Origin of the sequence: Sphingorhabdus sp. Alg231-15 (assembly GCF_900149705.1) — a bacterium.
Taxonomy (GTDB): domain Bacteria; phylum Pseudomonadota; class Alphaproteobacteria; order Sphingomonadales; family Sphingomonadaceae; genus Parasphingorhabdus.
This window is the reverse complement of the sequence record NZ_LT703001.1, coordinates 1,252,782-1,264,778: the sequence shown is the minus strand read 5'-3', so window position 1 is coordinate 1,264,778 and position 11,997 is coordinate 1,252,782. Positions and strand designations below refer to the sequence as shown.

Annotated in this window: 10 protein-coding genes and 1 riboswitch; all 10 genes read left to right on the top strand. The window is 55.2% G+C overall.

Going from position 1 to position 11,997, the window contains the following annotated elements:
• The first annotated feature begins 92 nt into the window (after positions 1–92).
• The 10 genes from ftsZ (at position 93) to DG177_RS06240 (ending at position 11,926) form a co-directional block, all read left to right on the top strand.
• Positions 93–1,619 carry a cell division protein FtsZ gene (gene ftsZ, locus DG177_RS06285; RefSeq protein WP_108810712.1) on the top strand — a complete coding sequence of 509 codons (1,527 nt, stop codon included), beginning with the start codon at positions 93–95 and terminating at the stop codon, positions 1,617–1,619.
• A 135-nt stretch (positions 1,620–1,754) separates the two neighbouring features.
• Positions 1,755–3,566: an SPOR domain-containing protein gene (locus DG177_RS06280; protein ID WP_108810711.1), complete on the top strand. Its 1,812-nt coding sequence runs from the start codon at positions 1,755–1,757 to the stop codon at positions 3,564–3,566.
• Positions 3,566–4,726: a deoxyguanosinetriphosphate triphosphohydrolase gene (locus DG177_RS06275; protein ID WP_108810710.1), complete on the top strand. Its 1,161-nt coding sequence runs from the start codon at positions 3,566–3,568 to the stop codon at positions 4,724–4,726. The genes DG177_RS06280 and DG177_RS06275 overlap by 1 nt, the downstream gene beginning before the upstream one ends.
• Entirely contained in the window at positions 4,723–5,400 is a 678-nt protein-coding gene (locus DG177_RS06270; RefSeq protein WP_337658566.1) for an NAD(P)H-binding protein, read from the top strand. The genes DG177_RS06275 and DG177_RS06270 overlap by 4 nt, the downstream gene beginning before the upstream one ends.
• A 99-nt stretch (positions 5,401–5,499) precedes the next feature.
• Positions 5,500–5,599, top strand: a riboswitch (glycine riboswitch).
• 168 nt (positions 5,600–5,767) lie between these two features.
• Entirely contained in the window at positions 5,768–6,913 is a 1,146-nt protein-coding gene (gene gcvT, locus DG177_RS06265; protein WP_108810708.1) for a glycine cleavage system aminomethyltransferase GcvT, read from the top strand.
• 29 nt (positions 6,914–6,942) lie between these two features.
• Complete coding sequence (gcvH, locus tag DG177_RS06260) at positions 6,943–7,314, top strand: glycine cleavage system protein GcvH (protein WP_108810707.1); 372 nt, start codon at positions 6,943–6,945, stop codon at positions 7,312–7,314.
• 17 nt (positions 7,315–7,331) lie between these two features.
• Entirely contained in the window at positions 7,332–8,690 is a 1,359-nt protein-coding gene (gene gcvPA / locus DG177_RS06255) for an aminomethyl-transferring glycine dehydrogenase subunit GcvPA (RefSeq protein WP_108810706.1), read from the top strand.
• Positions 8,687–10,270 (top strand): aminomethyl-transferring glycine dehydrogenase subunit GcvPB, encoded by a 1,584-nt coding sequence (gcvPB, locus tag DG177_RS06250; protein WP_108810705.1) that lies wholly within the window; start codon positions 8,687–8,689, stop codon positions 10,268–10,270. The genes gcvPA and gcvPB overlap by 4 nt, the downstream gene beginning before the upstream one ends.
• A gap of 32 nt (positions 10,271–10,302) precedes the next feature.
• Positions 10,303–11,289: a bile acid:sodium symporter gene (locus DG177_RS06245; RefSeq protein WP_108810704.1), complete on the top strand. Its 987-nt coding sequence runs from the start codon at positions 10,303–10,305 to the stop codon at positions 11,287–11,289.
• Positions 11,279–11,926 (top strand): DUF938 domain-containing protein, encoded by a 648-nt coding sequence (locus tag DG177_RS06240; RefSeq protein ID WP_108810703.1) that lies wholly within the window; start codon positions 11,279–11,281, stop codon positions 11,924–11,926. The genes DG177_RS06245 and DG177_RS06240 overlap by 11 nt, the downstream gene beginning before the upstream one ends.
• Positions 11,927–11,997: the final 71 nt, after the last annotated feature.

The following is an 11,997-nucleotide window of genomic DNA, read 5'->3' as shown; positions in this document are numbered from 1 at the left end:
TAAATTAACTTTTCGGGTGATTCCCACATCAAATTTGTGCAAAGCGTTACCCAAATGTTACACATCGAGTTTATGTCTGGGGAGACAATAAAATGAGCATCAATATTGGCCCACCTGAAGTGGAAGAGTTGAAACCACGTATCGCCGTCATCGGTGTTGGTGGCGCCGGCGGCAACGCGATTGCAAATATGATCGCGGCAAAGGTTGAAGGCGTAGATTTCATCGTCAGCAACACCGATGCGCAGTCACTCAACAGTTCTCCTGCAGAGCGCCGTATTCAGCTCGGGCCCGAAATTACTCAAGGTCTGGGTGCTGGTTCTCGTCCCGAAGTTGGCCGTGCCGCAGCCGAGGAAACGCTGGAGATGGTCGAGCAGGCACTGGAAGGTGCGCATATGTGCTTTATCGCTGCTGGTATGGGCGGCGGCACCGGTACAGGCGCAGCTCCCGTGATTGCAAAGGCCGCGCGCGACAAGGGCATTTTAACGGTTGGTGTGGTGACCAAGCCGTTCACTTTTGAAGGCACACGGCGGATGAAATCAGCCAATGCCGGTATCGAGGAATTGCAGAAAAACGTCGATACGCTAATCATAATCCCCAACCAGAACCTGTTCCTCGTCGCCAATCCAAACACGACGTTCAAGGAAGCATTCTTGCTGGCTGACGAAGTGCTGCAACAGGGCGTTCGCGGGATCACCGATCTGATGGTGATGCCTGGCCTGATCAACCTCGATTTTGCCGATGTGCGCTCCGTGATGCACGAAATGGGCAAGGCGATGATGGGCACTGGCGAAGCCGAAGGCGATGGCCGTGCTCTGGAAGCCGCTGAAAAAGCGATTGCCAACCCACTGCTCGATGGTGTTTCGATGCAGGGTGCGAAGGGCGTTATCGTTTCGATCACTGGCGGTGAAGATATGCGCCTGATGGAAGTCGATGAAGCGGCCAATCATATTCGCGAACTGGTTGATCCTGATGCCAATATTATCTGGGGCAGCGCGTTTAACGAGAATCTTGATGGCCGCATCCGCGTATCTGTGGTTGCAACCGGTATCGACAGCGATGGCTCGGTGGCTGCACCCGCCAGCTCGTCTTTTGCGATGAGTAGTCCGGCACCGGCAACTTCATCTTTTGCATCCAGCATCCCGGCTGAACCTGAAGCGGAAGAAGTCGAAGAGGAGCCAATTCTCGATATGGCTGAAAGCCTTGAAACGTCGGAGGCCGAGATGGTGGTCGAACCAGAGGCGGAGGCAGAACCTGAGCCGGAACCGGAGCCGGAACCAGAACCGGAGCCAACACCTGCTGCGACCTATTCTGATGATGATGATCTGGAAGACGAAACGGCTGCTGCACCTTCTTTCGCATCTCTCACACCTGGTATGGTCAGTGAAGAACCCGAAGAGGAAGAACTCGTATTGGGCGGCGAAGACATGCAAGCCGACGGTGACGATCATCCGACCGATCCTGCGCCCCGCGTCGCCAGCGGTGGTGGTACCTTATTTGAGCGGATGTCAAATCTGACGCGCGGCAATAACAAGGCCGAAGACGAGGAAGATGAGGACGATGACAAGTCGGGCGATCCCCTTGACATTCCACGCTTTCTGAACCGCCAAAACAACCAGTGAGGTCATTGCCATCGATCGGTCTTTGAAAGTCCCTCTTGTGCCATTCAATCGCCCTTGTCTTTTGGTGAGGGCAACTGGCCTTGCAATTTTTGACCGGTGCTTGATTTCGGCACGTTCTGACCGTTTAATAGGCTTGTGAAAACGATCTACAAATATCTGATTCTGGCGAGCCTGCCGCTGGCGGGAATGAGTCTGCCTGTCCAATCAGTACAGGCGCAATCCAATAACCAGGCGGCGAGCAAGGAGTTGCAGGACGCATTGCGCCGTATTGCGCGCAACTCCAACGATTCTTCGGCACTTGCGGACGCCGGGCTGGCGGCGTTGGCGCTTGGTGATACGCGTGCAGCCATTGGTTTTCTGGCTCGGGCCAACGAGATTTATTCGACTAGTGGCCGGGTGAAGGCCGGTCTGGCCCGCGCTTTGCTGGAAGAGCAGAATCCCTTTGGTGCGATCCGCTATTTTGATGAGGCGACAGCCAATGGTGTGCCAGCGAAGGATATCGCCGCCGACCGCGGACTGGCCTATGATCTGATCGGACGCAATGCCGACGCGCAAAAGGATTATGAGCTGGCTCTGCGCTATGACAAGAGCGATAAACTGCTGAGCCGCTATGCGATTTCGCTGGGAATAAGCGGCGATATCGCGGGAGCTGAGGAAAAATTATATCCCTTGCTGCAGAAAAGTGATCGGGATGCCTGGCGCAACCGCGCCTTTATACTGGCGATGAACGGGCAAGAAAAAGACGCCAACAAAATCGCACGCCAAACCATGCAGAAGCGAATGGCAACGGCGATCAAACCGTTTTTCGACCGGATGCCGAAACTCACTGCTGCACAAAAGGCCGCCGCAGTTCATTTCGGACATTTTCCGGCAAGCGAGAATATCGGTGTTGATGTGGCATCGGTCCGTTTTGCGTCGAACAATGCTGTCCGCGGAGGAACAGGGGCTGATGCGGGCTTGATCCCGATCGGTGAGCCTCTGGGGCAAGGTGTTGAAAAGCCAAAGGTTCTGGCGATGCCCGACACTTCACCGCGCCGCAGGCCCGGCGCGACGCGTAGCGACAAAGAGCAGCGTGGAAAAGCGGCGCGCGAGAGTGCTGGAGAGGCTAGGCAGCTCGCCCAAAATGCGCTGCCCACACCAAAAGGCGTTCGGCCATTGGTGAAACCGTCTATCGCCCGGCCGAATGATCCGTTGACGAAAACCACATCTCGGAAATCAAGTGCCGAGGCCGTACCGGGATTTGAGACCAATATTGCCGCTGCCGGTAAAAGTGATGCCAAACAAAGGACGGGTGCTGGCACGGATGTTGGTTCAAAACCCCCATCGCTGGTGTTGGAAAGCGTTACCCGAAAAGTGGCTATTGGCGGAAGGAAACCGCCATCGGAGGCTAAAGAGAACAATGCGAAGGAACCCGTGCAATTGGTGAACTTCGATCTGGCCAAGACGCAAACGGCCGGATCTTCTCCGATCATACAGAGTTCGGGGGTAGATAACGCACCAGCCTCCACACCGCTTCGCCCGCTGTCGGACATTATTGGCGCAATTGCGGTTCCCGAATCCGAGAGGAAAACAGGTGTTGTGCCTGTTGACCTGAGTAAGATTACCCCAGCAAAACCGAGGCCTGTGGCTGAAAAACCGGTCGTCAAAAAGGCGGAGGTAAAGCCTAAGCCGCCGGAACATCCCAAACGCTATTGGGTTCAGATAGCCACCGGCTCCGATCTCAAGGCGCTGAAATTTGATTATCGCCGCATGTCGAAGAAAAATGCCGATCTGTTCGCCGAGACCAATGGCTGGACGTCGCCATGGGGTAAGACCCGGCGGCTCGTTGTTGGCCCATTTGAAGATATTGGTGCAGCGAAAAAATTTGAAGCTGGTTTCCGCAAGGGCGGCGGCGATGGTTTTGCCTGGATAAGTGCCGATGGCACGAAAGTGAACAAGCTGAACTGATGGCGCAGATCGCGAGCTATGCCAGCGACCCGCGTCAAAGTCGCGGACGGCGTCATGATGAAGGGCGCTCTGAAAATGACGGCAGCGTCCGAGGGCCACGCGATGATTTTCAGCGCGATCGCGACCGCATCATTCACTCGATATCCTTTCGCCGATTACGCCATAAAACGCAGGTTTTTGTCGCTCCTGACGGCGACCATTTCCGCGTTCGCCTAACCCACAGTCTGGAAGTGGCGCAGATTGGCCGGACCATTGCACGTTCTTTAGGGCTGAATGAAGATCTCACCGAAGCATTATGTCTGGCGCATGATATCGGCCATCCACCCTTTGGCCACGCGGGAGAAGACGCGCTGGAGGAAGCGCTGGCTGACCATGGTGGTTTTGATCATAATGCACAGACGATAAGAACATTGACCAAGTTGGAGCGCCCTTATCCTCGCTGGGATGGCTTGAATCTGACATGGGAGATGCTCGAAGGTTTAGCGAAACATAATGGTCCGATTGCGCAACCCACCTGGGCGATGGCTGAAGCCAATTCTGGAATGGCGCTTGATCTGAACAGCTGGCCGTCGCTGGAGGCGCAGATCGCGGCGGTTGCCGACGATATCGCTTATGACAATCACGATATTGATGATGGTATCCGGGCGGGCTTGTTGACCATAGACCAACTGCTGACGCTGCCGTTCATTGCGGAGCGCTGGAGTGATATCTGCGCACGCTTTCCGGATATTGAGCAGGATCGCCTGGTACCGGAACTGATCCGCGATCAGATTGGTCTGATGGTGAATAATGTGATCGAAACGACCGTTTCACGGATCAAGAAACATGGCATCACAACAGTCGATGATGTGCGCAGTGCTGGCGTGATGATTGGCGGTTTTTCGGATGATATGGCCGCGAAAGAACGGACACTCAAAAAATTCATGTATGCCAACCTCTATAATCATCCCGAGCAGATGGCCGCAGCTGACCAGGCGCGGGTCGTTGTCGCTGATCTGGTTGGTGCCTATCGGGACAAGCCCGAATTGATGCCTGAAAGCTGGGCGGCAGCGCTGCCGTCCGCCGAACCGGATCGTATCCGTCATATTGCCGATTTCATGGCCGGTATGACCGATCGCTATGCTAGCAACAGCCATAGCGAAATTTTTGGGAACCTATGATGGCAGAACCCGTTTTGATTGTTGGTGCAACCGGTCTGATCGGAAATCTTCTTGTTCGCAAACTCATCGCGGATGGACGCGATCAAGGGCTTCACCTGCTGGTACGTAAACCGCTAGACGGCGACTATGGTGCAGCCATAATCCATGCTGTGCCGACCGAGCAATGGGCTGATAGCATTGCTGACATCAAAGCTGTGCGAACGGTTTCGTGCCTTGGCTCCACCATGAAAAAGGCCGGGTCGAAAGAAGCCTTTGCAGCGGTTGATCGTGATCTGGTTGGCACGGTTGCACAGGCCGCCAAAGCCGCAGGAGCAAGGCAGTTTATTGCGGTATCCTCGACAATGGCAAATGCGCAGGCTTCGCAATTCTATCTGAAGGTCAAAGGGCAGGCAGAGGAGCTGATGCGTGCTCAGCAATTTGACCGGCTGGATATCATCCGGCCTGGATTGCTGCGCGGAGAACGGACCAATGATACACGGCTTGGTGAAAGTTTGGCTATTATCGCAAGTCCGCTGATGGACCTGCTTTTGCACGGGAGCTTGCGACGTTATCGGTCGATTGACGGGCGAGAAGTAGCGGCTGCGATAGCGGCTTTGCTAACCGAAGATGTGGCTGGCAATCAGATTTATGAAAATGATGCGATATGGAAATGGGCGGATCGCGAAACGGCTTAAAATTTTTACAGCCTTTTAGCCTATCGAATCATTGACTCCCAAGGCCCGCTCGGTCACGCTTTCGGCTGCTTTTGATTGCCGCCTTGCAGGCACAGATCACGAAGCGATGCGGGAGAGCGCCAAACTCCGTAAAAAAAGCTTGGCCGCCGAAGGAGCAACCGCCCCGGAAACTCTCAGGCCGATGGACCGCATAAGCTTCACAAGCACTCTGGAAAGAGAGCGAGCTTCCCGACCGGAATGCCTCGTTCCACCGAAGGGGTAAGTGGCCGCCAATGGGTTGCCATGAAACTCTCAGGTTCCGTGACAGAGGGGGCAGTTTTACAGGCTTTTGCTGTGAGCTGTACCTTTTGCATGGGCGGAATTTTTAATGAGTGATGACAAAACCGAGACATTGAATAAACTGCCGCTCGATAGCTGGCACCGCAGCCTTGGCGCGCGTATGGTGCCCTTTGCGGGCTATGAAATGCCGGTGCAGTTTGAAGGCGTGATGGCCGAGCATCTGTGGACCCGCGACAATGCCGGTTTGTTTGATGTCAGCCATATGGGGCAGGTGCAATTGGATGGTGAAGGTGCGGCAGACGCGCTGGAAGCGATTGTTCCTGGCAATATCTCTGCCCTGGGTGCAGGCAAAATCCGCTACACGCTGCTGCTGGCGCAGGATGGCGGCATATTGGACGACCTGATGGTGACCAATACCGGCCGTAATCTCTATCTGGTCGTTAACGGCGCGACCAAGCATAATGATATTGCCTACTTGAAGACACAGTTGCCATCTGATGTCACGCTTAGTCACATGGAAGATAGCGCATTGCTGGCGTTGCAGGGGCCGAAAGCGAGCGAAGCGCTGACAAAGTTGAACATTAGCCCGATGCAGCCAGACTGGCCGGTACCGACGGATCTATACTTCATGGAAGCCGGACCCTTTATATGGGGTGATATCCCGTTGGGCATCAGCCGTTCCGGCTATACCGGCGAAGATGGTTTCGAGATTAGCGTTTCGGCGGAGCATTCGGAAAAACTGGCCGCGGCTTTATGCGCGCTGGAAGAGGTTAAGCCTATTGGTTTGGGTGCCCGCGACAGCTTGCGGCTGGAAGCGGGATTGCCGCTCTATGGCCATGACATGGATGCAGATGTCTTGCCGGTGGAAGCGAATTTGAACTTCGCGCTGTCGAAAGCGCGGCGGGAAGAAGGGAATTTCGCCGGCGCTGAACGGGTTCTGGGGCAATATCCTAATAAGGCTGATAAAAAACGTGTGGGATTGTTCGTCAATGGCCGCCAGCCGATCCGCGAAGGTGCCAATGTTGTGGATGCCGGTGGTAATGTGATTGGCGCGGTAACCAGCGGCGGTTTCTCTCCAACGCTCCAAAAACCGATTGCCATGGCTTATGTGCCGACCGCGTTGGCTGAAACCGGAACTGAAATCATCGTGGAGCAACGTGGCAAGCCGATTGCCTGCACTGTCGCAGATATGCCCTTTGTGCCGCATAACTATCACCGCAAACCGAAATTATAGACGTTTAGAAGAGGGAAGAGGACGAGACTATGAGCCGATATTTTACGGATGAACATGAGTGGGTCGACGTGGAAGGGGAAACCGCAACCGTTGGTATTACCGACTATGCGCAAGAGCAATTGGGCGACATCGTGTTCGTCGAGACCCCGGAAGCAGGTGCGGAGCTGGCGCAAGGCGATGATGCAGCTGTGGTTGAATCAGTGAAAGCCGCATCGGATGTCTATGCTGCGGTTTCGGGAACCGTTGTTGAAGTGAATGATGCGCTCGAAGACGAGCCGGCATTGGTCAATAGCTCGGCCGAAGAAGATGGCTGGTTTTTCCGTGTCACGCTGTCCGATAAATCTGAGCTCGACGATCTGATGGATGAGAAAGCTTACAAGGCTTTTGTCGACGGACTTTAGAAACTGAGGAACAAGAAATGCGTTATTTACCGCTAACCCCAAATGACCGTCAGGATATGCTGGCGACAATTGGTGCCAGCAGCATCGATGATTTGTTTGTTGATGTGCCTGAGGACGTACGGCTGGACGGTGCTATACGCGATCTGCCAGCGCATGTCGGGGAAATGGCGGTTGAAGCGCATATGAAGAAGCTCGCCAAGAATAACTCGGCCGCCGGTGATATGCCGTTTTTCCTGGGGGCAGGGGCCTATCGCCATCATGTACCCGCAAGTGTTGATCATATCATCCAGCGCGGAGAGTTCCTGACCGCCTACACGCCCTATCAGCCGGAAATTGCGCAGGGGACCTTGCAGACCCTGTTCGAATTTCAGACGCAGGTAGCGCGGTTATTCGGTGTCGATGTCGCCAATGCATCCATGTATGATGGCTCCACCGCTTGCTGGGAAGCGATTGTCATGGCGCGGCGGATTACAAAGCGCGGCAAGGCGATCCTCTCTTCCGGCCTGCATCCGCACTATGTGTCGGTTGCAAAGACCATGGCCCGCTTCACCAAAGACCAATTGGTGAGCGAAGCGCCAGCTTTGGACGCGGCGACGGACGGTGCTGATCTGCTCGACCAGATTGATGATGATACCAGCTGTGTAGTCGTGCAATATCCTGACATTTTGGGACGCATATCTAACATGTCTGCGCTCGCCGAAAAAGCACATAGTCACAAGGCGTTGCTGATCGCTGTTGTCACCGAACCTGTTGCTTTGGGTGCGATCAAAGCGCCGGGTCAGATGGGTGCAGATATTGTTGTTGGCGAAGGGCAATCGCTTGGCGTCGGGCTGCAATTTGGTGGGCCTTATGTTGGTCTGTTTGGCTGCAAGCAGAAATATGTCCGGCAGATGCCGGGACGTCTGTGCGGTGAGACGGTTGATGCCGAAGGCAAGCGCGGTTTCGTGCTGACTTTGTCGACACGGGAGCAGCATATTCGCCGCGAGAAAGCGACATCCAATATCTGTACCAATAGCGGACTATGTGCGTTGGCCTTTACGGCGCACATGACATTGCTTGGTGAAAAAGGTTTGCGCGACCTAGCCATGCTCAATCACAAAAAGGCGATTGTCGCCGCTGATCGCTTGGCGCAGATCAACGGTATTTCTCTATTGAATGATAGTTTTTTCAATGAGTTCACTCTGGTTCTTGATAAAGATACGCGGCCAATTGTTCGCAAGCTGGCGGATCAGAAAATCCTGGCTGGTGTCTCTCTTGGCCGGCTTTATCCGGATGAAAGCGGTCTGGCTCATGGGCTTGTTGTCGCGGTGACGGAGACGACCAGCGACGAGGATATCGAAGCACTGGCGACGGCGCTTGAAGGAGAATTGGCATGAGCATGTTGGTTGAGGGGCGTCCGACCAAACAGGAAGAGAATGTCATTGCGCCGGATTCGGGTGCGCTGAAAACCCATACCGGCAATCGTGCGCTGATGGTTGATGAGCCTTTGATTTTCGAAACCGGGTCACCAGATCGCAGCGGCGTCGACTTGCCAGCAGCGCCGGCGGTTGAGAGCCGTTTGGGCGGTCTCGACCGGGACGAACCGATCAGCATTCCGGGCCTGTCCGAGGCAGAGGCCGTGCGGCACTACACGCGGCTCAGCCGTCAGAACTACGCCATTGATGTCGGCCTGTTCCCTCTGGGTAGCTGTACCATGAAGCATAATCCGCGCCTCAATGAGAAAATGGCGCGGCTGAAGGGCTTTTCGGACATCCACCCACTACAACCCGTGGACAGTGTGCAGGGCGCGCTGGAAACCATCTATCAGCTTGCGGATTGGTTGAAAAAACTAACCGGCATGCCAGCGGTTGCGATGAGCCCAAAGGCAGGCGCGCATGGTGAACTATGCGGTATTCTCGCGATCCGTTCGGCTCTGGAAGCCCGCGGGGACGCGCGAGAAGTCATATTGGTGCCCGAAAGCGCTCATGGCACCAATCCCGCTACCGCCGCTTTCGCTGGCTATAAGGTTGAGGATATTCCCGCCAATGTTGATGGCCGTGTCGATCTTGACGCGCTGAAGGCGCGGCTTGGTCCCGATGTGGCTGGTGTGATGATCACCAACCCCAATACTTGCGGATTGTTCGAACCGGATATGAAAGCGATTTCCGATGCGGTGCATGACGCAGGCGGGTTGGTCTATTGTGACGGTGCGAATTTCAATGCCATTGTCGGCCGCGTGCGTCCAGGTGACCTCGGCATTGATGCGATGCATATCAATTTGCACAAGACCTTCTCGACCCCGCATGGCGGCGGTGGGCCAGGGTCTGGACCGGTTGTCTTCTCCGAAGCGCTGGAGCCTTTCGCACCTTTACCTTTCGTTGAGAAAACTGAAGATGGTCATTTCCATCTGGTCGAAGAGGAAACCGCTGAAGATCATCATGAAAGCAGCTTTGGCAGAATGGTCGCTTTTCATGGTCAGATGGGCATGTTCACGCGGGCGCTCACATACATGCTGAGCCATGGTGCAGATGGCCTGAAACAGGTGGCTGAGGATGCGGTGCTCAATGCGAATTATGTACTGCGCAGCATGGAAGATGTGCTCGAAGCCCCATTCGCCAAGTCGGGGCCGTGCATGCATGAGGCCTTGTTCTCGGACAATGGCTTTGCCAATGGCCTGACCACACTTGATCTCGCCAAGGGCCTGATCGACGAAGGCTATCATCCGATGACCATGTATTTCCCGCTCGTTGTCCACGGTGCGATGCTGGTCGAGCCGACGGAAACCGAAAGCAAGGCGGCGATCGACCAGTTTATCGGCGCCCTGCGGTCGGTGGCAGAGCGGGCCAAGGCCGGCGATGAGCTGCTGAAATCTGCACCGCATTTTGCACCGCGCAGACGTTTGGATGAAACACAGGCGGCCCGCAAACCGATTTTGGTCTGGAAAGAGCCTGAGGAATATGCTGAAGCAGCCGAGTGAGGCTGACAGCACGCTAATTTGGGGGAGGCAGAGTGATACAGCGCTTAACCAATCTGTTTGCGCTGTGGACGGTTCTCGGCACTGCATGGGCGTGGTTTATTCCCGAACATTTTCTGTGGGTTGTCGACGGACGTTTTCGGCCATTGGGCCAGCCGCTGATCAGCGTCATGTTGGGACTTATCATGCTGGGCATGGGCCTGACGCTTTCCTTTGACGATTTCAAACGCATTGCCCGCATTCCGAAATGTGTCGCGGCAGGCGTGGGGTTGCAATTCACCGTCATGCCGCTCGCCGGTATAGCCATTGCCTTGCTGTCCAATCTGGAGACCGGGCTAGCGGTTGGTCTGATCCTGGTGTCTTGCTGCCCCGGCGGCACCGCATCCAATGTCGTCGCTTATCTGGCTAATGCAAATCTGGCTTTGTCTGTAACGATGACCATGGTTTCCACCTTGGTAGCGGTGGTGGCAACGCCGCTCCTCACCGGCCTCCTCGCGGGGAAGTTTGTCGAGATTGATCAGTGGAATCTGTTTATCAATATGGTTTCGATCGTGCTGGTGCCTGTGATTGCCGGCGTTCTGCTCAACCGCTTTTTCTCGAGAATGACGGAAAAAATCGCAATTGTTTCTCCGCTCGCTTCGGTCATTGTCGTTGTTCTGATTGTCGGCGGTATTATCGCCAACTCCAAGGCGCTGATTGAAGAGCATTTCGGCATTCTGATGCTCGCCGTGCTGCTGCTCCATGTCTTCGGTTTTGGATTGGGTTATGTGATTACGCGTTTGCTCGGTTTTGGCGTGGAAGAGCGCCGGACGATCAGCATCGAAGTCGGGATGCAAAATAGCGGTCTGGGGTCCAGTCTCGCATCCACACCCGCTTTCGCTTCGCAATTTGCAACACCCATGCAAGCAGCTCTGGCGCCCGTACCCAGCGCTATTTCGGCGGTCTATCATGTCGTGATCGGCAGCTTTCTGGCTGCAATCTGGCGGAGACAGGGGATCGAGGAGGCGCAGCATGGCGAATAAGAACGATTCCACTCCATGGTTTCGCGATCAAGCGGGACCGGAGGATGAGAAACATGCGCCAGCGACCTTGCGCAACCGTGATGCGATCGTTTCGGTATTGCAGGGCGTACTTCCGAAAGACGGCACCGTGCTGGAGATCGCCAGCGGCACCGGTGAGCATGCCGTCTATTTCGGAGAGAAATTTCCGAACCTGACCTGGCAGCCGAGCGATCCTGATCCGGACGGCTGTCGTTCCATTGCCGCTTGGACGAAGCGGGCTGGGGTGGGCAATGTCCTGCCGCCGCTGCAACTCGACGCACTGGTGTCCGAATGGGATATCGAAAAACCGGCTGCAATTCTATGCATCAACATGATCCATATCGCACCATGGGAGGCTTCGATCGGCCTATTCGACAAAGCCGCGAAGCTGCTTAAGTCGGGTGGTATCTTCTTTCTCTACGGGCCCTATTTTCGCGGTGACGCGCCGACTGCTCAGGGCAATCTGGATTTTGACCGCAGCCTCAAAAGCCGCGACCTGCGCTGGGGCATCCGCGAGGTTGATGACATGGATGCGCTGGCGACCAAAAACGGCTTCACACGCACCGATCTTGTTGAAATGCCTGCCAATAACCTCTCGTTGATATATCGGCGCGATTGACCGGATTACCGTAGCGTCAACCCTCTTGCCTTGATTTAGGTGACCGCTTAACGTCGCCCAAAACAGATTAA

Coding starts and splice junctions, on each gene's coding strand:
- ftsZ (WP_108810712.1), top strand. CDS start 93: ATGAGCATCAATATTGGCCCACCTGAAGTGGAAGAGTTGAAACCACGT.
- DG177_RS06275 (WP_108810710.1), top strand. CDS start 3,566: ATGGCGCAGATCGCGAGCTATGCCAGCGACCCGCGTCAAAGTCGCGGA.
- DG177_RS06270 (WP_337658566.1), top strand. CDS start 4,723: ATGATGGCAGAACCCGTTTTGATTGTTGGTGCAACCGGTCTGATCGGA.
- gcvT (WP_108810708.1), top strand. CDS start 5,768: ATGAGTGATGACAAAACCGAGACATTGAATAAACTGCCGCTCGATAGC.
- gcvH (WP_108810707.1), top strand. CDS start 6,943: ATGAGCCGATATTTTACGGATGAACATGAGTGGGTCGACGTGGAAGGG.
- gcvPA (WP_108810706.1), top strand. CDS start 7,332: ATGCGTTATTTACCGCTAACCCCAAATGACCGTCAGGATATGCTGGCG.
- gcvPB (WP_108810705.1), top strand. CDS start 8,687: ATGAGCATGTTGGTTGAGGGGCGTCCGACCAAACAGGAAGAGAATGTC.
- DG177_RS06240 (WP_108810703.1), top strand. CDS start 11,279: ATGGCGAATAAGAACGATTCCACTCCATGGTTTCGCGATCAAGCGGGA.